22 protein-coding genes are annotated in these 24541 nt (G+C 51.8%); 16 read left to right on the top strand and 6 right to left on the bottom strand.

The window, feature by feature from the left end:
• Nucleotides 1–2: 2 nt before the first annotated feature.
• The 5 genes from K7G70_RS02870 to K7G70_RS02850 form a co-directional block, all read right to left on the bottom strand.
• Nucleotides 3–794: an MlaE family ABC transporter permease gene (locus K7G70_RS02870; protein WP_223787470.1), complete on the bottom strand. Its 792-nt coding sequence runs from the start codon at nucleotides 792–794 to the stop codon at nucleotides 3–5.
• 1 nt (nucleotide 795) lies between these two features.
• Nucleotides 796–1104: an STAS domain-containing protein gene (locus tag K7G70_RS02865; protein ID WP_223787093.1), complete on the bottom strand. Its 309-nt coding sequence runs from the start codon at nucleotides 1102–1104 to the stop codon at nucleotides 796–798.
• Entirely contained in the window at nucleotides 1101–1700 is a 600-nt protein-coding gene (locus tag K7G70_RS02860; protein WP_223787092.1) for a peptidylprolyl isomerase, read from the bottom strand. Before K7G70_RS02860 ends, K7G70_RS02865 begins: the two co-directional genes overlap by 4 nt.
• A gap of 132 nt (nucleotides 1701–1832) precedes the next feature.
• A complete protein-coding gene (locus K7G70_RS02855; protein ID WP_223787091.1) occupies nucleotides 1833–4604 on the bottom strand; it encodes a valine--tRNA ligase in 2772 nt (923 codons plus the stop codon).
• Between the two features lie 38 nt (nucleotides 4605–4642).
• A complete protein-coding gene (locus K7G70_RS02850) occupies nucleotides 4643–6109 on the bottom strand; it encodes a leucyl aminopeptidase (RefSeq protein ID WP_223787090.1) in 1467 nt (488 codons plus the stop codon).
• A gap of 237 nt (nucleotides 6110–6346) precedes the next feature.
• Between K7G70_RS02850 and lptF the strand changes: the two genes are divergently transcribed.
• Complete coding sequence (lptF, locus tag K7G70_RS02845; protein ID WP_223787089.1) at nucleotides 6347–7435, top strand: LPS export ABC transporter permease LptF; 1089 nt, start codon at nucleotides 6347–6349, stop codon at nucleotides 7433–7435.
• Nucleotides 7435–8511, top strand: coding sequence for an LPS export ABC transporter permease LptG (lptG, locus tag K7G70_RS02840; RefSeq protein ID WP_223787088.1), 1077 nt, complete (start codon nucleotides 7435–7437; stop codon nucleotides 8509–8511). Before lptF ends, lptG begins: the two co-directional genes overlap by 1 nt.
• 32 nt (nucleotides 8512–8543) lie before the next feature.
• Here the strand turns inward: lptG and K7G70_RS02835 are convergent, their stop codons facing one another.
• A complete protein-coding gene (locus K7G70_RS02835; RefSeq protein WP_223787087.1) occupies nucleotides 8544–8951 on the bottom strand; it encodes an RDD family protein in 408 nt (135 codons plus the stop codon).
• Between the two features lie 171 nt (nucleotides 8952–9122).
• Here K7G70_RS02835 and K7G70_RS02830 point away from each other — a divergent pair, with 171 nt between their 5' ends.
• The 14 genes from K7G70_RS02830 (at nucleotide 9123) to K7G70_RS02765 (ending at nucleotide 24535) form a co-directional block, all read left to right on the top strand.
• The gene (locus K7G70_RS02830) at nucleotides 9123–9965 is read left to right on the top strand and encodes a DUF3450 domain-containing protein (protein ID WP_348525068.1); all 843 of its coding nucleotides are present in this window, start codon (nucleotides 9123–9125) and stop codon (nucleotides 9963–9965) included.
• A gap of 3 nt (nucleotides 9966–9968) precedes the next feature.
• Nucleotides 9969–11336 carry a MotA/TolQ/ExbB proton channel family protein gene (locus tag K7G70_RS02825; protein ID WP_223787085.1) on the top strand — a complete coding sequence of 456 codons (1368 nt, stop codon included), beginning with the start codon at nucleotides 9969–9971 and terminating at the stop codon, nucleotides 11334–11336.
• 2 nt (nucleotides 11337–11338) lie between these two features.
• Nucleotides 11339–11863, top strand: coding sequence for a MotA/TolQ/ExbB proton channel family protein (locus K7G70_RS02820; protein WP_223787084.1), 525 nt, complete (start codon nucleotides 11339–11341; stop codon nucleotides 11861–11863).
• A gap of 55 nt (nucleotides 11864–11918) precedes the next feature.
• Nucleotides 11919–12323: an ExbD/TolR family protein gene (locus K7G70_RS02815; protein ID WP_223787083.1), complete on the top strand. Its 405-nt coding sequence runs from the start codon at nucleotides 11919–11921 to the stop codon at nucleotides 12321–12323.
• Between the two features lie 5 nt (nucleotides 12324–12328).
• Nucleotides 12329–12961 carry an energy transducer TonB gene (locus K7G70_RS02810; protein ID WP_223787082.1) on the top strand — a complete coding sequence of 211 codons (633 nt, stop codon included), beginning with the start codon at nucleotides 12329–12331 and terminating at the stop codon, nucleotides 12959–12961.
• Between the two features lie 15 nt (nucleotides 12962–12976).
• On the top strand, nucleotides 12977–14239 hold the full coding sequence (locus tag K7G70_RS02805; RefSeq protein WP_223787081.1) for a tetratricopeptide repeat protein: 1263 nt from the start codon (nucleotides 12977–12979) through the stop codon (nucleotides 14237–14239).
• A complete protein-coding gene (xerD, locus tag K7G70_RS02800) occupies nucleotides 14239–15132 on the top strand; it encodes a site-specific tyrosine recombinase XerD (RefSeq protein ID WP_223787080.1) in 894 nt (297 codons plus the stop codon). The genes K7G70_RS02805 and xerD overlap by 1 nt, the downstream gene beginning before the upstream one ends.
• A 133-nt stretch (nucleotides 15133–15265) precedes the next feature.
• On the top strand, nucleotides 15266–15994 hold the full coding sequence (locus K7G70_RS02795; protein ID WP_223787079.1) for a thioredoxin fold domain-containing protein: 729 nt from the start codon (nucleotides 15266–15268) through the stop codon (nucleotides 15992–15994).
• A gap of 155 nt (nucleotides 15995–16149) precedes the next feature.
• Nucleotides 16150–19995 (top strand): phosphoribosylformylglycinamidine synthase, encoded by a 3846-nt coding sequence (gene purL / locus K7G70_RS02790; RefSeq protein ID WP_223787078.1) that lies wholly within the window; start codon nucleotides 16150–16152, stop codon nucleotides 19993–19995.
• A gap of 9 nt (nucleotides 19996–20004) precedes the next feature.
• Nucleotides 20005–20613 (top strand): exosortase H-associated membrane protein, encoded by a 609-nt coding sequence (locus K7G70_RS02785; protein WP_223787077.1) that lies wholly within the window; start codon nucleotides 20005–20007, stop codon nucleotides 20611–20613.
• An 87-nt stretch (nucleotides 20614–20700) separates the two neighbouring features.
• On the top strand, nucleotides 20701–22443 hold the full coding sequence (gene gspE, locus K7G70_RS02780) for a type II secretion system ATPase GspE (protein WP_223787076.1): 1743 nt from the start codon (nucleotides 20701–20703) through the stop codon (nucleotides 22441–22443).
• A complete protein-coding gene (locus K7G70_RS02775; RefSeq protein WP_223787075.1) occupies nucleotides 22443–23654 on the top strand; it encodes a type II secretion system F family protein in 1212 nt (403 codons plus the stop codon). Before gspE ends, K7G70_RS02775 begins: the two co-directional genes overlap by 1 nt.
• Before the next feature lie 5 nt (nucleotides 23655–23659).
• On the top strand, nucleotides 23660–24073 hold the full coding sequence (gene gspG / locus K7G70_RS02770; RefSeq protein ID WP_223787074.1) for a type II secretion system major pseudopilin GspG: 414 nt from the start codon (nucleotides 23660–23662) through the stop codon (nucleotides 24071–24073).
• Between the two features lie 15 nt (nucleotides 24074–24088).
• Entirely contained in the window at nucleotides 24089–24535 is a 447-nt protein-coding gene (locus K7G70_RS02765) for a GspH/FimT family protein (RefSeq protein WP_223787073.1), read from the top strand.
• Nucleotides 24536–24541 lie beyond the last annotated feature (6 nt).

The following is a 24541-nucleotide window of genomic DNA, read 5'->3' as shown; positions in this document are numbered from 1 at the left end:
CATCACTGGGTGAGGAAGTAACTGGCGATCATGTCGGCCAGTACAATGAATGAGATGGATATCACCACGGCGCTGGTGGTGGCTTTACCCACCCCTTCGGCGCCGCCGGTGACGTGAAATCCGGTGGTGGCCCCAACCAACACAATGATGACCCCAAACACCACGCTTTTGATCAGGCCTTGCATCACATCACCGACGATCAGCACATTGAATGATTCAACCATGTAGGCGCTGATGCTCATGTCCAATTTGCTGACACTGAAGATGGCGCCACCAAAGATGGCCATCACATCGGCGCTGACCACCAGCAGGGGCATCGAAATCATTAATCCCAATAAGGGCGGCAGCACCAGGTAGCGGACCGGCACGATGCCGATCACTTTCAAGGCATCGACTTCTTGTGACACCACTTGTGAGCCAATGCGCGCGGCAATGGCGGCCCCCGATCGGCCGGCCACGATCACCCCGGTGATCAAGGGTGAAAATTCGCGGGTCACCGATTTGGCAATGGCCAGCAGTACTTGAGATTCGGCGCCAAAATCGGACAGCGCATAGAGCAGTTGGATTGACAACATCATGCCCACCACAAAGGCCAAAGTCATAACAATCGGTAAGGCGTCAAAGCCATTGACCCGCACTTGTTCGACCACTTGCCGCAGTCGGATTTTTTGTTGGTAGCGGCGGCCGATGATCAGCCAATAAAAACTGTCCCAGAACAAGCGAATGGCAAAACCCACCCGCTCAATGGCCTGATAGGACCACATGCCGATCAGCTCGATTTTTTCAATCAGCACCTTACTCAATGTCAAACACCTGGTCGAGGCGGGCCAATCGCAAGATGCTGTTGACCTGCTGGCTGGGTGCCGTGAGGCTGAATTTTTTGCCGTTGCTGTTGGCAAACTGCAAGCCTTCCACCATGGCCGCAATGCCAGATGAATCGATGTAATCAACGCCCGATAAATTCACTTTCACTGAATCGGTGGTCTTCAAGGCGCCCAAGATGGTTTTGCGTAATTCAGCCGAGTTGGACAGGTCCACTTCACCGCTAATGAACAAGGTGGTTTGTTGATCGGATTTATCAAATTGAATGAAATCAGGGGTCATGGGTTGAGCCTCACACTGATGATTTTAATGGGGTTAACGGGTACATCCGGGGCATCCAGCTCTGGGTGATAAGCCGTGGCTTGCTGCGCCATTTGATCGACCACATCCATGCCAGAGACCACATAACCGAAAACGGTGTAACCCCAAGTCTTGCGGTTGGGGTTCAGATTGGCGTTGTCTTTGAGGTTGATGAAGAAACTGCTGTTGGCCGAATGGGGATCGTCATAGCGGGCCATGGCCAGGGTGCCGCGGTCATTGGGCAAACCGTTGCCCGACTCATTGAACAGTTGACCGCAACCGGTCACCGCGGTCAAATCGCTGTTGAACGCACCGGTTTGCACCACATACTCCTTGACCACCCGGTGCACCAGGTTGTCATCATAGCGTTGGTCTTGCACATGGTGTAGGAATTGATTGACAGTCAGTGGCGCCCGCTGGCGATCCAGTTCTATCACCACCTCTCCCAGGCTGGTTTTGATGGTCAATTCTGGGTAGGAGGCATGGGGATAGGGCACCTCATCGGCACAAGCCGCCCGGGCCTGCCAAGTGCTGAGGGTCAGTGCTGCTGACCACAGGATTGTGCAGATGAATTTCATGGTGTTCGCCAATGTACGCTGTCAAACATTGTACTCAAGGTGATGGCTTTTTAACAGGCCCTCCACGCAGAGGGCCTGGTCATGGGTTCGTTGGGCCAGCATGGCCGGCCGGTATACATGGCCGCATGGGCCTCAAAGTGACTGCAGTTTTTCCAGCTGCTCTTGCAGTTCGGACAAAGCTTGTTGGTTGGTCTGTAATTTGTCGCGTTCGGCATCGACCAAATGGGGCGGTGCTTTGCTGACGAATTTATCGTTGTTGAGCTTGCCTTGAGCGCGTTTGATTTCTTGCTCAATTTTACCCATCTGTTTTTCAATGCGCTGGGTTTCTTCGTTCACATCGATCAAACCAGCCAACGGAATCAAGATTTTCATTTCGCCCAACAAAGCCGTGGCTGCCGCTGGCTCTTCGGCCCCAGCAGACAGCACCGTGACCGCTTCCAGGCGGGCCATGTTCTGAATCAACTCACCATGCGCAGCCAGCATGTCTTGATCCTGCTGATTGACTTGAGACACCACCACGGGCAGGGCTTTGGCGGGTGGGATGTTCATTTCACCGCGGATTTGTCGCACCCCCAAAGTGAAGCCTTTGATCCATTCAATGGCCGCTTCTGCTGATGGGTTGCGCAAGGCCTCATCAGCCGTTGGAAATTCGCTGATCATGATCGATTCAGCGGACAAGTTCAAACGCGGTTTGACGGCTTGCCAGATTTCTTCGGTCACATAAGGCATGATCGGGTGCAACAAACGCAAAGCCTGATCCAACACATACAACAAGGTGCCTTGGACTTGCGCCTTCATGGCGGTTTTTAACAAGGGCTTGGACAGCTCCAAAAACCAATCACAGTACTCATTCCAGAAAAAGTCATAAATCGTTTGGCTGGCCAAATCCAGGCGATAGCGGTCCATGTGCTTGCGGTACTCGACGATGGTGTGTTGCAGGCGAGAAACGATCCATTGTTCCACCGTTGAGGCTTGGTCCATGGTCCACGCTTGGGCCGGGTGGTCTTCGGTGTTCATGAACACGAAGCGCGAAGCATTGAAGATCTTGTTACAGAAATTGCGGTAGCCTTCCACCCGACCCATGTCGAAGTTGATGTCCCGGCCGGTGCTGGCCAATGAGGCAAAGGTGAAGCGCATGGCGTCACAACCGTAGGCTTTGATGCCATCGGGATAGTCTTCTTTGGTGAGTTGGATGATGTGATCCACTTTTTTGGTGTGGTCTTGCATCAAACCTTGGGTGCGTTTGGCCAACAAGTCTTCCAGGGTGATGCCATCGATCAGATCAATGGGATCCAACACATTGCCTTTGGACTTGGACATCTTCTGGCCATGTGAATCACGCACCAAGCCAGTGATGAAGACCTCCTTGAAGGGCACGTCACCCATGAATTTCAGACCCATCATGATCATGCGTGCCACCCAGAAAAAGATGATGTCAAAGCCGGTTACCAACACATTGGTGGGGTAATAAGTTTGCAGCTCCTGAGTGTTCTCGGGCCAGTCCAAGGTGGCAAATGGCCACAGGGCCGATGAGAACCAGGTGTCCAACACATCGTTGTCCTGGCGCAGCTTGACGGTCTCATCCAAACCGTGTTTGTGTCGCACGTCGGCTTCTGACAGGCCCACGTAATAATTGTCTTGTTCGTCATACCAGGCCGGGATGCGGTGCCCCCACCACAATTGGCGAGAGATGCACCAATCCTGGATGTCATTCATCCAGGCGTAATAGGTGTTTTTCCAATTGTCCGGGACAAATTTGATGTCACCGTTGTCCACCGCTTTGATGGCGGGGCCGGCCAGGGTTTTGGCGTCCACGTACCACTGGTTGGTCAACATCGGTTCGATCACATCACCCGACCGATCGCCGCGCGGCACCATCAATACATGGGGTTTGATCTCATCCAACAGGCCCAGATCTTCCATGGCCTTGACCACGGCTTGGCGGGCCTCATAACGGGGCATGTCCCAGAATGGCTCAGGAGCGTTGTGGTTGATGGTGGCATCAAAGTTCATGACGTTGATCATGGGCAAGTCATGTCGTTGGCCCACTTCGTAGTCATTGAAATCATGGGCCGGGGTGATTTTCACACAACCCGTGCCTTTTTCCGGATCGGCGTGTTCATCACCGACGATGGGAATCAAACGGTCACACAAGGGCAACAGCACCTGTTGACCGATCAGGTGTTGGAAACGCTCATCGGCTGGGTTGACCGCCACGGCGGTGTCACCCAACAGGGTTTCAGGACGGGTGGTGGCGATGATGAGGTGTTCATTGGTGGCTTGTCCCTGGGCATCTGCCACCGGGTATTTGAAATGCCACATGGAGCCATTTTCTTCAATTGACTCGACTTCCAGGTCACTCAAAGCGGTGTTCAAGGTCGGGTCCCAGTTGACCAGACGTTGGCCGCGGTAAATCAGACCTTCTTCGTACAAGTCAACAAACACTTTGAGCACGGCGGCCGACAAGCCGTCGTCCATGGTGAAGCGTTGGCGTGACCAATCTGGGGATGCGCCCATGCGCCGCAGCTGTTGGGTGATGGTGTTGCCAGACTGTTCTTTCCATTCCCAGACTTTGTCGACAAAGGCTTCGCGACCCAATTCAACCCGCGAGGTGCCTTGGGCATTCAGCTGGCGTTCGACCACCATTTGGGTGGCGATGCCGGCGTGGTCGGTGCCGGGTTGCCACAAGGTGTTTTTGCCTTGCATGCGGTGATAGCGAATCAGGGTGTCCATGATGGTGTCCTGAAAGGCGTGACCCATGTGCAGAGTACCGGTCACATTGGGTGGCGGGATCATGATGCAATAGGATCCAGTTCCTTGTTGGTTGGCTTTGAAATATCCTTGTTGTTCCCAATGCTGATACCACTTGGACTCAATCAGCGACGGATCGTACTTCTCAATCATTTCACTCTCTGCAATGCGGGCCCTGTGTGCCGGGCGGGTTATTTTTTGCTTTCGTTGATCAGGTATTGCACCAACATCGCCACCGGTCGGCCGGTGGCACCTGTTTTTTTGCTGTTCCAGGCCGTTCCGGCGATGTCCACATGGGCCCAGTTTTGGCCTTCAGTGAAGCGCGACAGGAAACAACCTGCGGTGATGGTACCGGCTGGGAAGCCACCGATGTTTTGCATGTCGGCAAAGGTGGTGTCCAGTTGTTTCTGGTATTCATCCCACAACGGCAACTCCCACACGCGGTCATGGGTTTGCAGACCAGCGGTTTTCAAGTCTTCAAACAAGCCGTCGGTTTTGGTCATCACCGCCGAGGCTTGGTGACCCAAAGCCACCACGCAAGCGCCGGTCAGGGTGGCGAAATCCAACAACACCGAAGGTTTGAATTCTTGGGCATAAGTTAAGGTGTCACACAAAATCATGCGACCTTCGGCATCGGTGTTCAATACCTCAATGGTTTTGCCGGAATACGAAGTGATGACATCACCGGGGCGGTAGGATTTGCCGTCTGGCATGTTTTCAACGGCCGGTACAAAGGTCATCAAGTTGATCGGCAAGCCCAACTCAACCGCCGCCACAAAAGCGCCGATGACGGTGGCCGCACCACACATGTCATACTTCATCTCATCCATGTTGGGACCCGGTTTCAAAGAGATGCCGCCGGTGTCAAAGGTGATGCCTTTGCCGACCAAAGCGATGGGAGCTTGATCAGCATCAGCCCCATTGTATTTCAACACCACCAGTTTGGATTTGTTGTGACTGCCTTGGCCCACAGCCAACAAGGCGCCCATGCCCATTTTTTCCATTTGTTTGTGATTCAACACATTGATCTCGCATTTTTTGTGGCCTTCGGCAATGCGGGTGGCATACTTGGCAATGTATTTGGGGTTGCAGATATTGGGCGGGTTGTTGCCCAAATGTCTGGCGGCTTGGATGCCTGAAGCCATGGCAGCGGCTTGCTGCAAGTACTCAGTCTGGTTTTCTGCAATGGCGACTTCCATGGTTTTCAGGTGGTGTTTGTTGCCTTTTTTGAAGGCCTTGGTGTCTTCATATCGGTATTCGGCATGAGCGGCAGCCAGGGTCACCAGCTTCACTGCTTGGGCCGCATCAATTTGTGCGTATTCGACACAGGCCAGGTAGTTGCCGACTTTTTCGGCCCGTGATTTGGCCAAGGCGGCCACGGCTTTGTGGGTCGCTTCATACAAACCGGTGGGGCTGAGTTTGTCGGCTTTACCCAAGCCCACGACCACCACCACTGGGCCATTGTCGACATACAATGTGATGGACTGGCCGCTCTTGCCGGTGAAGTCCTGTTGTTTGATTCTGGCTGCAAAATCAGTCGCTGCGTTGCCACCCAATTGATCAATCAAGGCATTGGTGGGTGCTTTTTCAAAGTGACCGATGAGCAAATGGTCGGCTTTTGATTCATGGATCGCTTGGTGGGTGGCTTTGATTTTCATTGAGGAAACTCCAGAATTAGACGAACTGGCCATTTTAATCATTATCAGATGCAGACACAATGCCCGCAAGGCATCGGTGGGCATAAAAAAACCCGAGAAAAATCAGCGGTCATGGGCCATGCTGGTCAAGTCTGTGAATGGGGGTAAAGACACCTTATATATAAGGACAAGAAAAAATGCCCAGATAAGTGTCACCGCAGTCTGTTAAAATACGCGCCGACTGTTTTGGGAACTTGCATGAAAATCCTGGCCAATTATTTACGAAAACAAACCATCAGAACTTCGCTGGTGGTGTTGTCGTTGTTGTTCTTGTTGATGATTGGTACTTTGTTCACCTCCACCTTGCGGGCCATTGCCCGCGGCATCTTGCCACCAGAGCTGTTGTTCATTGAATTGAGTTTGCGTTCGGTGGATGTGTTGACCATCTTGATTCCTTTGTCGTTTTACCTGGGGGTGTTGGTATCACTGAGTCAGCTCTACCGCAACCAAGAAGCGGTGATGATGCATGCGGTTGGTTGGTCCAGCAAAGATTTGTTTCGTGCCTTGCAACCGCTGATGTGGTTGGTGTTTGGTTTGATGCTGGTGGTGTCCTTGGTGATCGCGCCCGAAGCCGCCAGGTTGTCCAAAGAGTTGACCACCCAAGCCAATGAAAAGATTTCATTGATGGGTCTGACCGAAGGCAAGTTCCAGAAATTCTTTTCTGATGAAGGGGTGATCTTTGTCGAAAAAGTGGATGTCGAACAACAGCGGGTGGAAAATGTCTTTGCCAACATCCACCACCCTGACCGCATCGATACCTTGACCGCAGAATACGGATATCAGTTTGAAGAGAATGACCAAAAATATGTGGCCTTATTCAATGGCTACCGCAACGAAGGGGTGCCGGGAACCAACGCCTATCAAATGATGCAGTTTGAGCGCAACGACATCAAGTTGCCCGACCTGGATCAACAAATTGCCGCCTTGGATGAAAAATCCAAGCCCACCGTTGAGTTGTTGCAATCCGATGCAGTGACTGATCAGGCGCAGTTGCATTGGCGCTTGAGTCCGGCCTTTTCGTTGTTGGCCTTGTTTGTGTTGGCGGTGGGCTTGTCGAAAACCTCTCACCGCGAAGCCAAATTCATCAATTTAGTGGTTGGCATCTTGGCTTACGCCTTCATGGTCAATTTGTTGACCATTGGCCATTCCTTGTTGGAGCAAGGCGAGTTGCCCATGTCATTGGGCTTGTGGTGGGTATATGGGATCTTGGGCGGTTATGGTTTGTGGCGTTTGCTGAAAAATGATGGACCCAAATTGTCCCTCAAAACGGTGGGGTCCAAAGCCTGATGTCGATCCTGTCCCGTTACATATTCAAAACCTTTTCTGCCGGCCTGCTGTTAGCGGTGTTGTTGTTGCTGGCCATCGATGTGTTGTTCAACTTGATCAAAGAGCTCAACGACATCACTGCGGTGTATACCTTGGGCGATGTGTTCTTTTATGTGATGCTGACCATTCCCAGCAAAGTGTATGAATTGTTTCCAGTCAGTGTGGTGGTGGCGGTGGTGGTTTCACTGGGAGCCCTGGCCAATGGTTCTGAGCTGGTGGTGATGATGACCACGGGGGTCAGTAAATTGAGAATTGCCGGTACGGTGCTGCTCAGCGTGGCTTGCTGGTTGGTGTTGGTGGTGTTGATGGGGGAGTATGTCAGTCCTGCGGGCGATCAAATGGCCCAACAATTTCGCAACGAGCAGATTTCGCAGGGCAAAGCCACTTCGGCTGCCAATGCCATTTGGTTGCGCGATGGTGACGTGATCTTCCGCACCAACCAAATGCGCCGCTCAGCCAGCGGTGCTTATGAATTGATTGATGTCACTGTGTTTGAGTTGCAGGACAAAAAACTGGTGCAGGTGTCTGAGGCCGAAACGGCGGTGTTCGCCGATCAGCAATGGACACTCAGTGGTCTCCAGGTTTCGGTGTTTGCCGAACACGGGGTCACCACCCAACAAATTGAGCAGCAACGATGGGATTCCCGCATTCAGCCAGAAATACTGAACATCAGCACCACCCGGCCTAAGTACCTCAGTATCAGAGACATCAAAAAGTTCGAACAGTTCAATGCCAGTACCGGTCAGTTGCAGTCTTCCTATCAAATTGCCCGCTGGTCAAAGATGGCCTTTCCCTTGTTGGTCATGGCCACGGCCTTGTGTGGGGTGATGGTGTTGTTCGGGCAAATCAGGTCTGGCGGCTTTGCTCAGCGCTTGGTGGTGGGCATGGTGATTGGCATCGTGGTCTATCTGATCAACAAAACCCTGCTCAACTTCGGTGAGGTGTACCACGTCAATCCGATCTTGATTACCACTGTGCCGGCCTTGATCTTGATCAGCGTCTTGCTGTTCAGCTTATCGGGTCGCTGGCGTCGCTGACGCGTGGTGACCGCCAGCCATCTCCGCAGGATTCATTCGGTCTCTAGACTGATCACCGGACGTTGACAGACCCGATCCATCCAAGTCAGGCCAGCGACATCAAAACGCCGGGCCCACAAGCCGGCTCCCAGCAAGGCGGTGGATAACAAGCCAACCAAAAAACGGGCGGTGCCTTGGGCCCAAGTCATGGTGTGGTGATTTTGGATGCCCAGTTTCCAGGCGCGCATGCCCAAAGTTTGTCCGCCTTTGAGCCAAGAGTAAGTGAAATATAAGTACACTTCAATCAACAACAACAGCTGCAACCAGATGGTACCGGGTTGTACTTCGTCACCCCCTCTGAGCAAAACCAAAAACAGTGACGTGATGAGGAAAATGCCCAAAATAGGAAAAATGTCGTAGAGCAGTGCTGCCACATGTTTCCAAAGTTTACTTTGTTTCATTTTTGCCAATTGATCCCTAAAGCCTTGTGGTGCATGGATTTTAAAGAAAATGCCCTCTGATTGGTAACAAAAAAAATCTTAATTTTGTGTAATTATTACTTTAATTTTTCAAAAAAGGCAGTTATTCTTGTTCACCACTAAGTCGAGTGTGGACTTAATTTTGGCCTCTTCATGCATGAAATAATTGGCAAAATTACCGGGTTCTCACATTTTCTTAAACACAAAATTGGAAGGGAAGGTATGTTGATATCTCAAATTTCTAAGGCCAAGTTCACCAAGTCTTTGGTGGTTTTGGTTTTAATGGTAACTTCAATGGCAGGTTTTGCCCAGTTACAAACGGCTGTGCAAGTGGTGACCAACACCAACAATGCCGCAGAAAGTTCACAACGAAACATTGATCGCATGAGTGATCAAACTGAAGAATTATTGGTTCAATACCGGACCGTTCTCTCTGAAATCGAAAGTTTGACCGTTTACAACCAACAGCTCGAAGCTGTGGTGAATGACCAGAATTCGCAAATTCAGTCGATGAACGCACAAATGACTGAATTGGAATCAACCAACCGCGCCGTGGTACCCATGGTGATTGAAATGGTTGATATGTTGAGAAAAATCGTTGAGGCTGATGTGCCTTTCAGACTGGACGAAAGAATCAACCGCGTCACCCAATTGGAAAACATGTTGAATGCTTCCAATGTGACCACTTCAGAAAAATACCGCAAAGTGACAGAAGCCTATCAAATCGAATTGGATTATGGTCGATCGGTATCGACTTACCAAGCCAACATCGATGGTGGCGTGAATGTCAATTTCTTGCAAATTGGACGCACCGCGTTGCTGTACCAAACTTTGGATGAGAAAAAATCTGGTTGGTACAACACCCAAACCAAACGTTTTGAAGAATTGCCTGATCGTTTCAACTCATCGATCAAAGAGGGCATTCGCATTGCCGCCAAACAAGCTGCGCCTAACCTGGTTGGCTTGCCCATTCTATTCAAAACTTCAGGAGAATAAGACATGAGAAAGCAAATCATTAAATTATTGGCTCTTGGGTTGTTGACCACAGGTGCCACACAAGCGCAGGACATGTCATTGGACCAACTGCTGAATGTGGTGCAACGGGCTGCCACTGAGAGCTCACAAGCCAACCAACAACGAGAAGCGGAATTCAAACGCCAACGTGATCAACAGTCGCGTTTGTTGTCTGAAGCGCGGGCCCAGTTGGCCGCATTGGAGCGACGCACCGAAGAGCTGAAAACCGCCTTTGATGAAAATGAGCTGACCTTGGCCGATTTGGAAACCACCTTGGCTGAACGTTCTGGTAACTTGGGCGAAATGCAAGGTACCGTTAAAGTGTTGGCTGGCGACTTGCGCAGTGCGATTGAAGAATCCATGACTTCGGCCGAGATTGATGGCCGGGTTGAGTTCTTGACCCAATTGGCTTCACAAGCCAAATTGCCAAACATCCAAGAGTTGCGTCAACTGTGGGTTGAAATGCAACGTGAAATCATTGAAGAAGGTAAAATTTCTCGCTTCACCGCCAACATCCGTGATGAGCGTGGTGAGATTGAGGAAAATGTACAAGTGACGCGCCTGGGTACCTTCAACGCGTTTGATTCAAACGGTAACTTCCTGGTTTGGCGTTCAGCGGCTGATGCCGGTACCGGTACCGGTCGCGGCGAATTGCAACGCTTGCAAAAACAACCTTCTGCCCAATACGCCAACATGGCGAAATCTTTTGTTGGCACCGCCCAAGGTGAACTGTCCCAGGTGCCGGTTGATTACACCCGCGGTACGATTCTGCAGCTGGTGGTACAAACCCCCAGTGTGCAAGACAAAATCAAGCAAGGTGGCCCGGTGGGTTACGTGATCTTGTCATTGGGTGCTTTTGGTTTGATCATTGCTTTGATCAAGTTCTTCATGTTGTTGTCTTCTGGCAGCAAGATCAAGAGCCAGCTGAAGAAGAAGCAACCCAACCAAAACAACGCCCTGGGTCGCATCATGTCGGTCTACACCGAGAACCCAGATTCTGACATTGAGACCATGGAGTTGAAACTCGACGAAGCCATTTTGCGTGAAACTGCGCCATTGGAGTCGGGTCTGTCCTTCATCAAAGTGCTGTATGTGATTGCCCCGTTGATGGGTCTGTTGGGTACCGTTGTGGGTATGATTCAAACCTTCCAGATGATCACCCTGATGGGTACCGGCGATCCAAAATCAATGGCTGGCGGTATCTCGATGGCCCTGGTGACCACCGTATTGGGTCTGGTCGTGGCCATTCCGTTGACCGTACTGCACTCAATCTTGCAATCCATGGCGCGTAAACAGACACAAGTGCTTGAAGAGCAAAGTGCTGGTATCGTGGCCAAGATGGCGGAGAAATAAGCATGTTTTGGCTCAAAGAGCGATGGTATGACATACTGAGTTTTGTCGAGATGGGTGGCCCAGTCCTCTGGGCCATCATGGTCTTGCTGTTTGTCATGTGGTTGATGATTCTTGAGCGCTCCTGGTTTTATTTTGTCACCTACCCCAAACTGAGAAACCGCATCATCCGAGAGTGGGATCAACGGGATGACACCACCACTTGGTATGCCAAGAGAATCAAGCAAGCCAAAGTGTCTGAAGCATCCATTGAGTTGCGTTCAGGCCTCGGTTTCCTTGAAGCGCTGGTGGCCATCAGTCCTTTGTTTGGTCTGTTTGGTACGGTGTATGGTATGTTGCAGGTGTTCGACATCATGGCGATTGCGGGTACCAGTAACGCCAGGGCCATGGCCGGCGGTGTGTCCAAAGCGACCATCCCCACCATGGCGGGTATGGTGGCGGCCTTATCAGGGGTGTTTTTCACCACTTATTTCAAGCACAAAGCCATCGTGGAATCTGAGAAACTCGAAGACCGCATGCAATCCCATTAAAGATTTTGAACTAATTGAATTGAATTAGAGTCAGAGTCAACAGAAGAGAATAACTATGAAAAAAAGACATTTTCATGAAGACGAAGCAGAAATCAACATCACGCCCATGTTGGACGTGGTATTCATCATGTTGATTTTCTTCATTGTGACCACTTCGTTTGTGAAAGAGACTGGTGTCGACATTTCGCGTCCCAGCAGTTCTCAAGCCAAACAAGTGAAGAAAGGTAACATTTTGGTTGCCATCAAAGAAGATGGCGTTATTTGGATCAACAAACAAGAAGTTGACCTGCGGGCCGTTCGTTCTCGTGTGGAAAAGATGCATGCTGAAAACCCTGAAGCCAGTGCGGTGATCATCGCCGACCGTGGTTCCAGAACCGGGGATTTGGTTGAAGTGATGGACCAAATCAAATCAGCAGGTGTTGAGAGTATTTCGATCGCTGCTGAAAAAGGTCAGGGGTAATTAGTATGAGTTTGCCACGTTACTTGATGGTTGCTTTTGTTGCTGCAGTGATCACTGTGGTGCTGTACCTGATCATGCACACGCTGGTCAGTCAGTCAGCCAACAACAACCGCTTGGATGATGAACTGCCACCCATTGACTTCACCAAAGTTAAATTGGATGAAGAAGTCAGGGAGCGTTCAAGACGGATTCCTAAGAAGCCGCCACCACCGAAAGAGCCACCACCGCCGCCGAAAATGAATGTGCAGCAAAATCAGCAGGTGGTGAATAACATGCCCACCCCCAACATCCCGAATTTGGACTTGGGTGTCGGCGGTGCTGGGCCATACTTGGGTGCGGTGGGCCAGGTCAACATGAGTGAAGAGGGTGGGGTGATTCCGATTGTGCGGATTGCGCCACAGTACCCTCGCAAAGCATTGATGGCAAAAATCGAAGGCTGGGTGAAAGTGAAATTCACCATCACCCCAACCGGTACGGTGGCCAACCCTGAAGTGGTGGACGCCAAACCGCGTCGAATCTTTGATCGCGAAGCCATTAGGGCCATTTTGAAATTCAAGTTCAAGCCCAAGATTGTGGATGGCGTCGGTGTGGAACAAGTGGCCACCCAAACCATCGAATTTGATTTGCCTGACGAATAAAAGAGGAGCTTACCGATGAAAAAACTGAGTGCTTTATTACTTTGTTTGGCTGCCTTTGTTGCCAGCGCCGGTTCGTTGAAAACCGATAACCCCATCCGCAAACCTTCTGGTCAAGTGGGTGTAATGACCGAAGCGCAATCGAAGAAAATCACCCGCTTCAGTGAGTTTTTGGCTGATGAGAAATACGAGGAAGCCAAAGGTGGTTTGACTGTGATGTTACAGAAGTCCGGTGTCAGTGAATACGTTCAAGCCGTGATTTATCAATTGTTGGGTCACATCGACGCCTCACAGGGCAACTATGATTCGGCGGCCAGAAACTTCCAAAAATCAGTGGACATTGACGCCATGCCCAACACCACGCATTTTCAGATGATGCTGCAAATTGCGCAGTTCAAGATGCTGGAAGGCGATCACCGCGGTGGCTTGGCCATGCTGGACAAGTACTTCGCCGTGGTGGATGAGATTCCCGACTCGGCGTTTGCCATCAAAGCCAATGCCCACGCACAATTGGAAGAATTCAGAGAAGGCAAAGCCGCGATCAAACAAGCGATTCAGTTGGCTGACAAACCCAAAGAATCTTGGTACCAATTGTTGTTGGCGTTCCACTCGTCCTTGTCAGAGTACCGCGAAATGGCCGACGTGCTGCAAATTCTGATTGCCATGGCACCCGATAAGAAAACTTATTGGATGCAATTGTCTTCGGTGTATTTCACCCTGAAAGAAGACAAGAAATCACTGGCGGTACTGGAATTGGCCAAAACCAAGAATTTGTTGGACAAAGAAAGCGATTATCTGCAGTTGTTCAAAATGTACTCTTATAACGACATTCCGTTCAAAGCCGCGCAAACCTTGCAAGCCGCTCTGGATGGGGGCAACGTGGAGTCCAACTTCAAAAATTGGAAGCAGTGTGGTGCCGTCTGGTATGAAGCCCGTGAATTGGAGAAAGCTCTGGTGGCCTATGAAAACGCCAGTGAGTTTGCCTCCGATGGCGACATGGACCTGACCCGATCCTATTTGTATCTGGATTTGGAAGACTGGTCGAAAGCCGTTGAGTCCATCACTTCAGCGTTGCAAAAAGGCGGATTGGACGACAACAAAACCGGCAACGCCTGGTTGATGTTGGGCATGAGCCAAGCCAGCTTGAAGAACTATTCAAGAGCGCGCACCGCATTCAACAATGCCGTTAAATATGACAAAGCCAGGGACAATGCCCAACAGTGGTTGTCGCACTTAACCACCCTGGAAGAAAAAGCCGCCCGAGAAAGCGAAAGCGGCTGATGCCTGATGCCAAAATTGATTCTTTGATGGATCAATTTTTGAGTCACCTACAACTGGAAAAAGGATTTTCCAGGCATTCTTTGAACAGTTACCGGACCGACGTTCAACAATTCTTCAAGCACCTCAATGACCAAGCCGATGTGGTGTTGTCGGCCACTCCCACTGAGGCCTTAACACACATCAAACAACTCAATCTGCAGCAACTGAATGGCCGCACCATTGCGCGCAAGATTTCTGCCCTCAGACAATTCTATCTGTATCTACAGCGCACCGGACAAGTCACCGATAACCCCTTTGCCGAAGTGGTGCAACCCAAATTGCATCGCTCGGTGCCCAAGCCAATGACCGAGCAGCAAGTGGAGCAGTTGCTTGAGGTGCCAGACACCCAAACTTGGTTGGGCTTGCGTGACCGGGCCATGCTGGAGCTGATGTATGCCACCGGCATGCGGGTGTCGGAGTTGGTGACCTTACAAATCAACCAAGTGAATTTGAATCAAGGTGTGGTGCGGATTCAAGGCAAAGGTGGCAAAGAACGGTTGATTCCATTTGGTGAAGACTGCATGGCCTGGCTGGAACGGTACATCAAGACCCAAAAACAACAAATACAACACAACCGAGGGTATCTGTTTTTCAATCAAAAAGGCACGGTGATGAGCCGTCAGGCTTTTTGGTATCGGGTCAAGAAGCATGCCCAAACAGCCATGATTCAACCGGCGCCATCACCCCATGTGTTGCGCCATTCATTCGCCACCCATTTGTTGAACCATTCGGCTGATTTGCGGGTGGTGCAAATGCTGCTGGGTCACAGCGATTTATCAACCACCCAAATCTACACTTTGGTGGCCAAAGAAAAGCTCAAGCAATTGCATGCCAGTCATCATCCGCGGGGTTGACCCGTGGGTGATTCGGGTGAATAGCACAAATATCAATGGATTTTTCACGGCAGTTGGATAGAATGGGTCATCTTTTGATGAACAATCGCCACAGATTGTTGTCATACCTGATCAAACTTATGAAGGAAAACACATGAATAACATCATTACCCTGATCCTGATCCTGTTGGCTGGCGTGGCTTTCGCTGACAATGATCTGGAGACATACCAAGCCGCATTGAACAAAGTCACCAAAGGCAATGTCAAAGTCGTGGCGGTGGATGACACCCCCATTGCCGGCATCAAAGAAGTGATGATTGATGGTGGCCGAGGCAGTGAAATTTTGTACCTCAGCGCCGATGGTAAATACATTGTCAATGGCAGTTTGTTTGATATTGAGAATCGGGTTGATTTGACCGACCAAAAGAAATCTTTGTTGCGCAAAGATTTGATGGGCAAAATGGGCGATTCGCAACGGATCAATTTTTATCCGGAAAAAATGGATTACCACGTCACGGTATTCACCGACATTGACTGCGGCTATTGCCGCAAGCTGCACGCAGAAATGGAGCAATACAATGCCATGGGTATTGGTATTTCATACTTGTTTTTCCCCCGTGCTGGCTTACAATCCGGCTCCTTTGATAAGGCCGTCAATGTGTGGTGTGCCGCTGACCAACAACAGGCCATGACCATGGCCAAAGCCGGTGAGCCGGTGGACCCAAAACAATGTGACAACCCCATCGCCGATCATTACAATGCCGGTTTGTCAGCCGGTGTTTCTGGCACCCCAGCATTGGTGTTGGACAATGGCATGATGATGCCGGGCTACTTGCCACCAGCACAGCTCAAACAACGTTTGGATGCCATCAACAAACCCTGATTGCTGGGCCGTTAACGGTCCCGATCGAACAGCCGGTGTCATGGTCTGACCATGCCATCGGCTTTTTTTGTGTTTGGTCAGGGTTTTTCTGAACTTGTCAAGCGCATCACTTGACCTGATCATGTAAAATACACGTTTTTTTATTGACCGCCACCATGACCTACCAATTGCTGACCTTTGTTGGTGCCGATGTGTATTCGCCATTTCGGCTGAAAAAAATCAATCAAGAATTGCAAGACCAGTCCAGCCAGCAGGCCTTGGAACAGGCTCAACACTACTACGTGGTGGAAGTCGATGGCACCTTGGATGAAGCGGCCATTGAACAAGTGGGTCAATTGCTGACGGCCCAATTGAGCACCGCCGAAGTGGCACCCAACCAGGTGTTGGTGATGCCGCGACCCGGTACCATTTCTCCCTGGTCCACCAAAGCCACCGACATCTTCAAACATTGCGGTTTGGATGCCGTTACTCGGGTTGAAGCCGGTCGTTTGATGACCGTCAGTGCGCGCAGTGAACGGGTCGACCGCTTGATGCATGACCGCATGACCGAAGGTTTGTATGCACAGCGGTCCGAGTTGCGTGGCTTGTTTGATCACCACGCGCCCAAACCCGTGCAACAAATTGACCTGCACAGTGGCGGTAAAGCAGCCCTGGTGGAATTGAACCAGTCTTTGGGACTGGCCTTGTCTGCCGAAGAGATCGACTATTTGTATGACAGTTACATGGCGGCGGGCAAAATGCCCACCGACGTTGAACTGATGATGTTTGCCCAGGCCAATTCGGAGCATTGTCGGCACAAAATTTTCAACGCCGATTGGCAAATCAATGGTGAGGACCAGCCGCTGTCTTTGTTCAAAATGATCAAAAACACCGAAGCCAAAACTTCGGCTCCCGCCACCTCGGCTTACAAGGACAACGCGGCGGTGTTTGCCGGCGGCCAAGGCTTGCGCATGACCACCGATGCCGACCACCAGTACCGTCAGGTGCCACAGGACATCGATGTGTTGATCAAAGTAGAGACCCACAACCACCCGACTGGTATCGAGCCCTTTGCAGGAGCGGCCACCGGTTCCGGTGGTGAGATCCGCGATGAAGCGGCCACCGGTCAAGGGGCCAGACCCAAAGCCGGCCTGTGTGGTTTTTCGGTCAGCCACTTGCACATCCCCGGCCACCCCGAAGCTTGGGAACAAGGGGCCCCAGGCACCCCAAGCCGCATGGCCACGGCCTTTGAAATCATGCAGAAGGGCCCGATTGGTGCGGCGGCATTCAACAATGAGTTTGGCCGCCCGAACATTTGTGGTTATTTCAGGAACTTCACGGTGGCCGGTGGCACCGACCACAGTTGGCGGGGATACCACAAACCCATCATGTTGGCCGGTGGTTTGGGTAATGTCAATCGCATCCATGGCCTCAAACAAGACACCCAGGCCGGTGATCACATCGTGGTCTTGGGTGGACCGGCCATGCTCATCGGGCTCGGTGGTGGCGCGGCCAGTTCCATTTCCAGCGCCGATGGCCAGGAAGCTTTGGATTTTGCTTCGGTCCAACGCGGCAACCCAGAAATGCAACGCCGCTGTCAGGAAGTGATTGATCGCTGTTGGTATCAACAGACTGACAGCCCCATACGTTCCATCCATGATGTGGGGGCCGGTGGCTTGTCGAATGCCATCCCGGAAATCTTGGACGATGCCGCTTTGGGTGGTGAAATTGAATTGCGCCGACTGCAAATTGATCACGTGTCCATGTCGCCCATGGAGGTCTGGTGTAATGAGTCACAAGAGCGTTATGTGTTGTCCATCAAACCAGAAAAATTGGCTGAATTTGAAGCCTTGTGTCAGCGGGAACGTTGTCCTTATGCCGTCATGGGTCAAGCGACGGCCAGACAAACACTGCAAGTCAATGACGCCCATTTTAACAACAGCCCGGTGGACATTCCCATGTCATTGCTGTTTGGTAACACCCCCAAAACACAGATCAATATCGAGCGCCAAACACCCCCAACCAAAGCCGTGGATTTGGGCACCCAAAGTCTTGAGCAGCAGGTGCAGGCGGTGCTGTCCTTCCCCACCGTGGCCAGTAAAAAGTACCTCATCACCATCGGTGACCGCACCGTTTCTGGTTTGATCCACCGTGACCAGATGGTGGGGCCTTGGCAAGTGCCGGTGGCCGATTGTGGCATCACCCTCAGAGATTATGAGTCTCTGGCCGGAGAAGCCATGGCCGTGGGCGAACGCACCCCCTTGGCTTTGATCAATCCTGCCGCTTCGGCACGCATGGCCGTGAGTGAAGCCATCACCAACCTCCTGGGCGTGGGCATTGAGCGGTTGTCTGACATCAAATTGTCCGCCAATTGGATGGCGGCCAGCGCCGCGCCCGGTGAATTCCAGGCCTTGTTCGAAGCGGTCAAAGCCGTCGGCATGGAATTATGCCCGGCCTTGGACATCGGCATCCCAGTGGGTAAGGACTCGATGTCCATGCAAACCAGTTGGCAAGACGGTGACTTTAAGAAAACCGTCACCGCCCCCATGTCATTAGTGGTTTCGGCGTTTGCCCCGGTGACTGATGTGAGCCGTCACCTCACCCCACAATTGTCCGGTACCGCCGGTCATGAGTTGTGGTTGCTGGATTTGTCTGCTGGCAAGCATCGTCTGGGTGGCTCGGTGCTGTACCAAACCCTGGGTCAGATGGGCCAAGAAGCCCCAGACCTGGATGACCCCCAAGCCTTGGCCCGCTTGTTTGCTTTGATGAACACCGCGGTGCAGCAACGGCACATTGTGGCTTGCCATGACCGCTCAGATGGTGGCTTGTTGGCCGCGTTGGCGGAAATGGCCTTTGCCGGGCATTGTGGGGTGCAGTTGGATGTGGCGTCGCTGCCCGGTGATGACTTGGGCTGGTTGTTTGCTGAAGAGCCCGGGGTGGTGGTTGAGGTGCCAACTGACCAACAACAACAGTGGCAGGATTTGCTGGCACAGCATGACTTGGCAGGCATGGCCCACCGCGTTGGTCAGGTACAACAAGACCCTGACTTTGTGGTGCATCATCAACAAGGCGAAAGCCGCTGGGCTTTGTCCGAATTGGAGGCGATTTGGTCTCAAGTCAGCCATCGCATGGCCGCTCACCGTGACAACCCTGAGGCTGCTCAACAAGAACATGACCTCATCCAAGCCGATAACCCGGGCATCCAACCGCTGGTGAACTTTGAATTTGAAGCCGATTTGATCGCCCATTTGGTGGACCAGCCACGACCCAAGTTGGCGGTGCTGCGCGAGCAGGGGGTCAATGGCCATAATGAAATGGCTGCGGCTTTCATGCGTGCGGGTTTTGATTGTGTCGATGTGCACATGCAGGATTTGATCGATCAAACCGTGCAGTTGGGCGATTTTACCGGTCTGGTCGCCTGTGGTGGTTTTTCTTATGGTGACGTGTTGGGTGCCGGCCTGGGTTGGGCCAAGACCATTTTGTTCAACCCCATGCTGCGGGCGCAATTCAGCGCGTTCTTTGCCGATGAAAGCAAATTTACTTTGGGTGTTTGTAACGGTTGCCAAATGCTGTCAGGTTTGCGCGCCATCATTCCAGACACCGACCACTGGCCTGATTTCTTGCGCAATGACAGCGAACAATTTGAAGCCCGGTTCTCGCAATTGCTGATCAATGACACCGACAATGTGTTTTTTGCTGGCATGGCCGGGGCGCAAATTCCGGTGGCCATCGCCCATGGTGAAGGTCGGGCCAGCTACGGTTCTGCCACGGCCGATCCGGCCCAAATGGCTGCCCAATATGTGGACAACCACGGCCAATTGACCCAACAGTATCCATTCAATCCCAATGGCTCGGATCAGGCAGTGGCGGCGGTCAGTGGCGCCGGCGGTCGGGTGCTGGCCATGATGCCCCATCCAGAGCGGGTGTTCCGCACGGTGCAGATGTCCTGTGCGCCTGCCAGCTGGGGTGAAAACTCACCGTGGATGCGAATGTTTTATAATGCCAGGTTGTTTGTTGGTTAATACCCGGACATGAAATCACCAATCAAAAACTTGTTCATCAGTGCGGTTTTGTTTTTACCGCTGTGCTTTTTTTTGTGGTTTTTTGCCGCATCGGTGCTGGTGTTGCCGGTCAAATGGCTGGCTGCTGGCGTCATGCAATGGTGGCAACCGGACTTGTTCAATGGCATCATCCAGCAGCAGTTTATGTTTCAGGTACAAACTTTGGTGTTTCCTGAAAATCTGGCTAACGCAAGTCAACAACTGGCGGTGTTGGAAGTCACGGCCAATCCCATGAAGTATGGGTATGGGCTGCCATTGTTTGCTGGCTTGGTCTTGTCGGTCCCTGACATTGGTACCAAGCATCGGGCGCTGCAACTGTTGCTGGGGTATGTGGTGATGTGTTTGGTGCAAGCCAACGGGGTGTTTTGGGACACCTGCAAGTCGTTGCTGTTTTCTGGTGGCGGCGAGGCCTTCGCGGCGATTGATGCCACCGGCATCAGCCACAACCTGGTGGCGGCCATGTATCAACTGTCGTACTTGATTGTGCCGGCGGTGGTGCCCATCTTGCTGTGGGTTTTATTGAATAGACGTTTTATTGAGGCCATAACTCAGTACAATGGAGAACAGGGCAATGCGTAATCCTGAGAAACTTTGATGCATCGGGACTGTCAGAGAGAAACATGCTTGAAAAGCCCTTCAAGCAACAGAGAGTGAATGGGTCAAAACATGACTGATAAAGTGACTGAACAAGTGACAGAAGAACAAGCAACTGAAGCCCCTGCGCCGCTGAGCTTCGAAGCCAAGCTGAGCCAATATTTGGTTGAGCAAGGGCGGCTGAAAGAAGAGGATTTGCAACGGGGTTTGCGTTTGAACAAGGAGAGTTTTGGGGTGTCTCTGGTGCCACTGTTGGTGCGCCTGGGGTTGGCCTCTGAGCGGGATGTGGCCGCTTCCATCAACGAACTGATGGAACTGCCCATCATCAGCGACAAAGATTTGCCTGAAACCACTTCAGTTGATGTCGAATTCCCCATCCGCTACATGCGTGAAAACCAGTTTGTGCCTTTGGCTGAAACCGAAGACACATTAACAGTGGTCATGGTTTATCCTTACGAAAAATACCTGACCAAAGCCATCAAAATGGTGGCCGACAAAGAACTGGAAATCAAAATCGGCCTGCCTTCCGATGTGGAAAATGCCATAGAACGTTATTATGGCGGTGGCAAATCTGCCATGGGCCAATTGGTCGAAGGCTTGTCCAATGAAGGCGGCGAGGTTGAAGACGTTGAACACCTGAAAGATTTGGCCAGTGAAGCGCCGGTGATCCGTTTGGTTAACATGATCATGCAACGGGCGGTTGAATCCCGGGCCTCGGACATCCACATCGAACCGTTTGAAAACCGTTTGAAAGTGCGTTACCGCCTGGATGGGGTGTTGCATGAAGTGGAATCGCCACCTGCCCGCTCCACCGCTGCGGTGATCTCGCGGATCAAAATCATGGCCAAACTGAACATCGCCGAGCGGCGCTTGCCGCAAGACGGCCGCATCATGCTGCGGGTTCAAGGCAAAGAATTGGATTTGCGGGTATCCACCGTGCCCACGTCCTATGGTGAAAGTGTGGTGATGCGGATATTGGACCGCGAAAGCATTGTGTTTGACTTCAATCAGTTGGGTTTCCGTGATCACACCTTAAAGCCATTCCTCAAAGTGCTGGAAATGCCTCACGGCATTCTGTTGGTGACTGGTCCCACCGGTAGTGGTAAAACCACCACCTTGTACACCGCTTTGCAACGGTTGAACACCGAAGACCGCAAAATCATCACGGTTGAAGATCCGGTGGAGTACCAACTGACCGGCATCAACCAAATTCAAGCCAAGGCCTCCATTGGCCTGGATTTTTCCACCGCCTTGCGCGCCATCGTGCGGCAAGATCCGGACATCATCATGATCGGTGAGATGCGGGATTTAGAAACCGCCAAAATCGCCATCCAGTCGGCCCTCACCGGTCACTTGGTGTTGTCCACCATCCATACCAACTCAGCCGCCGGTGGCATCACCCGGATGATTGACATGGGGGTGGAAGATTACCTGTTGACCTCAACCGTTAATGGCTTGTTGGCCCAGCGGCTGGTGCGGCGCTTGGACAAAAGCAGCATGGAGCGTTACCGGGTGATGCCGGAAATGGCCAAAGAATTGAACTTGAGTCGCCTCACCAATGACACGGAGTGGCATTTTTATCGGCCCAGGCCCTCAGAAGAGAATCCCACCGGCTATGCCGGTCGGATGTCGATTCTGGAATGTTTGAGCATGACCGAAGAATTGCGCCGCATGGTGATGCAAGGGGCCACTGCCGGTGATCTGCAACGACAAGCCCAGACCGAAGGCATGCTCACCATGTATGAAGATGGCTTGTTGAAATGTTTGGCTGGCGACACCAGTTTTGAAGAAGTCATCAGGGTATCACACGAATAATGGCACAGTTTATCTACAAAGCAATCACCCCCACTGGGGAGCAACTGGAAGGGCATTTGGAAGCCGCTTCGCAAGCCGAAGTGATTGCCAAAATCCAAGAGGCCGGTAACATGCCGGTGTCGGCCAAAGAACTCAAGCCTGGGTTTTCGTTGGAAAACCTGTTGGCCAAGCGCAACAAAGTCACCGCCAAGCAAGTGGGTTTTTTCACCGAACAGTTAGCGACCTTGCTGAACTCAGGCATGCCACTGGATCGCTCACTGTCGGTGATGATCGACTTGTCTGAAGACGAACGCATCCGCACCATGGTCGAACAGGTCCGCGACAAAGTGCGCGGAGGGGGCTCTTTGTCCGATGCCCTGGAAGAACAACACGGGGTGTTTTCCACCATGTACACCAACATGGTCCGCGCCGGTGAAATGGGCGGCACCTTGGAGACTTCACTGCAACGCCTCAGTGATTATTTAAAAAGCTCGAAAGAGCTGAAGGACTCGGTGGTTTCCGCCATGATCTACCCGGCCATCTTGATGGTGCTGGCAGTGGGCTCTTTGTTCATTCTGTTGGCCAAAGTGGTGCCCAAATTCAAGCCCCTGTTTGAGGAGGCCAACATCGAGCTGCCCTTGATCACCCAAGTGGTGTTCGCGGCAGCGGCTTTGGTGCAAAGCCTGTGGTGGGTGTTTTTGATTCTGATCGTGGTGCTGGTGTTGCTGTTCAAGCAAAAACTCAAAGAACCCGAGTTCCGCTACAACTGGGATCAGCGGATGTTGCGCTTACCCTTGTTTGGTGAATTGATCACCCGGGTGGAAACCGCCAAATTCACCCGCACCCTGGGGACCCTGGCAGACAGCGGGGTGCCCCTGCTGACCGGTTTGTCGGTGGCCAAAAAAGTGATCAACAACACGGTGATCCTCAAGGCCATCAGTGAGGCCTCAGAAAAGGTCAAACACGGGGCGCCGTTGTCAGAGGCGCTGGCCAAAGAAGAGGCCTTTCCAAAACTGGCTCAGCAGCTGTTGAGTGTCGGTGAGGAAACCGGCAATTTAGACGAGATGCTCGTGCGGGCATCAGACACTTATGATGGTGAAGTGAAAAACACCATCGAGCGAATGCTGTCGGTGTTGGTACCTGTGTTGGTGCTGATTCTGGCAGGTTTTATTTTTACCATTGTGTTTGCCATCCTGATGCCGATGATGAACATGAGCGAATTTGTAGGATGAAATTGATGAAGAACAACAAAAGAAAACAACAAGGCTTCAGTTTGATTGAGGTGCTGGTGGTGATGACCATTTTGGCCGTGATCTTTGGCTTGGTGGTGACCAATGTCACTGGTGGCCAGGACAAAGCCAAATACAAACAAGCCCAAATTGAAGTGAAAAAACTGACCCAAGCCGTCAGTGAGTTTTACCTCGATACCGGCAATTTGCCTGACAGTTTGAGTGAACTGGCCAGCGACAACGGCGACTCCATGTGGATGGGACCGTATGCCAGTGAGAAAGAACTCAAAGACCCCTGGGGTGAACCCTATCTGTTTTCCGCCAACAGCCAACATGGCCAGTCTTTTGACATTTATTCGTATGCCAAAGACAAAAGCCCCGGTGGTGACAAGTTGTCGGCCGACATTGGTAACTGGCAATAAGCCAACCCTTGTTTGATGCGCCGTTCTGGTTTCACATTGATCGAAGTGCTGGTGGTGCTGGTGATGCTGGCCGTGCTGGCAGGCACCGTGGCCTTCAACATGTCTGGTTCCCTGAAAGCCAGCAAGATCCGGGGTGCCAGTAAAGACTTGGTGGCGGCATTGCGCTACACCCGGTCACAAGCGGTGGTGAAACACCAAGAACAACGCTTGATCATCAACGTGCGGGAAAAATCATACCAGGCCCCAGGCCGACCCAAAGTGGTGTTGCCCGAGGGCATGGAGTTGAAGGTGTATGCCGCGGCTTCTGAAGTGCCGAGTGAAGAGCAGGCCGGTTTTCGGTTCTTTTCAGACGGCTCCTCCACCGGTGGTCGGGTGACCTTGATTTACGATGAACGCTTTTGGCGCATCAATGTGGCTTGGCTGACCGGCGAAATCAGGCTGTTCAAGGACACCGAGGTATGAGCCGGC

This window comes from Marinicella meishanensis (assembly GCF_019931145.1).
GTDB classification, from domain to species: Bacteria; Pseudomonadota; Gammaproteobacteria; order Xanthomonadales; family Marinicellaceae; genus Marinicella; species Marinicella meishanensis.
The sequence above is the reverse complement of the archived record's forward strand: the minus strand, read 5'-3'. Positions and strand labels throughout refer to the sequence as shown.

Excerpts from the sequence above, each read along its gene's own strand:
- K7G70_RS02860 (WP_223787092.1), bottom strand. The coding sequence starts at position 1,700 with ATGAAATTCATCTGCACAATCCTGTGGTCAGCAGCACTGACCCTCAGC.
- gspG (WP_223787074.1), top strand. The coding sequence starts at position 23,660 with ATGAAGAACAACAAAAGAAAACAACAAGGCTTCAGTTTGATTGAGGTG.
- K7G70_RS02850 (WP_223787090.1), bottom strand. The coding sequence starts at position 6,109 with ATGAAAATCAAAGCCACCCACCAAGCGATCCATGAATCAAAAGCCGAC.
- K7G70_RS02765 (WP_223787073.1), top strand. The coding sequence starts at position 24,089 with ATGCGCCGTTCTGGTTTCACATTGATCGAAGTGCTGGTGGTGCTGGTG.
- K7G70_RS02795 (WP_223787079.1), top strand. The coding sequence starts at position 15,266 with ATGAATAACATCATTACCCTGATCCTGATCCTGTTGGCTGGCGTGGCT.
- lptG (WP_223787088.1), top strand. The coding sequence starts at position 7,435 with ATGTCGATCCTGTCCCGTTACATATTCAAAACCTTTTCTGCCGGCCTG.
- K7G70_RS02820 (WP_223787084.1), top strand. The coding sequence starts at position 11,339 with ATGTTTTGGCTCAAAGAGCGATGGTATGACATACTGAGTTTTGTCGAG.
- gspE (WP_223787076.1), top strand. The coding sequence starts at position 20,701 with ATGACTGATAAAGTGACTGAACAAGTGACAGAAGAACAAGCAACTGAA.
- K7G70_RS02785 (WP_223787077.1), top strand. The coding sequence starts at position 20,005 with ATGAAATCACCAATCAAAAACTTGTTCATCAGTGCGGTTTTGTTTTTA.
- K7G70_RS02805 (WP_223787081.1), top strand. The coding sequence starts at position 12,977 with ATGAAAAAACTGAGTGCTTTATTACTTTGTTTGGCTGCCTTTGTTGCC.
- purL (WP_223787078.1), top strand. The coding sequence starts at position 16,150 with ATGACCTACCAATTGCTGACCTTTGTTGGTGCCGATGTGTATTCGCCA.
- K7G70_RS02855 (WP_223787091.1), bottom strand. The coding sequence starts at position 4,604 with ATGATTGAGAAGTACGATCCGTCGCTGATTGAGTCCAAGTGGTATCAG.
- K7G70_RS02810 (WP_223787082.1), top strand. The coding sequence starts at position 12,329 with ATGAGTTTGCCACGTTACTTGATGGTTGCTTTTGTTGCTGCAGTGATC.
- K7G70_RS02775 (WP_223787075.1), top strand. The coding sequence starts at position 22,443 with ATGGCACAGTTTATCTACAAAGCAATCACCCCCACTGGGGAGCAACTG.
- K7G70_RS02865 (WP_223787093.1), bottom strand. The coding sequence starts at position 1,104 with ATGACCCCTGATTTCATTCAATTTGATAAATCCGATCAACAAACCACC.
- xerD (WP_223787080.1), top strand. The coding sequence starts at position 14,239 with ATGCCTGATGCCAAAATTGATTCTTTGATGGATCAATTTTTGAGTCAC.
- K7G70_RS02825 (WP_223787085.1), top strand. The coding sequence starts at position 9,969 with ATGAGAAAGCAAATCATTAAATTATTGGCTCTTGGGTTGTTGACCACA.
- K7G70_RS02815 (WP_223787083.1), top strand. The coding sequence starts at position 11,919 with ATGAAAAAAAGACATTTTCATGAAGACGAAGCAGAAATCAACATCACG.
- K7G70_RS02830 (WP_348525068.1), top strand. The coding sequence starts at position 9,123 with ATGCATGAAATAATTGGCAAAATTACCGGGTTCTCACATTTTCTTAAA.
- K7G70_RS02835 (WP_223787087.1), bottom strand. The coding sequence starts at position 8,951 with ATGAAACAAAGTAAACTTTGGAAACATGTGGCAGCACTGCTCTACGAC.
- lptF (WP_223787089.1), top strand. The coding sequence starts at position 6,347 with ATGAAAATCCTGGCCAATTATTTACGAAAACAAACCATCAGAACTTCG.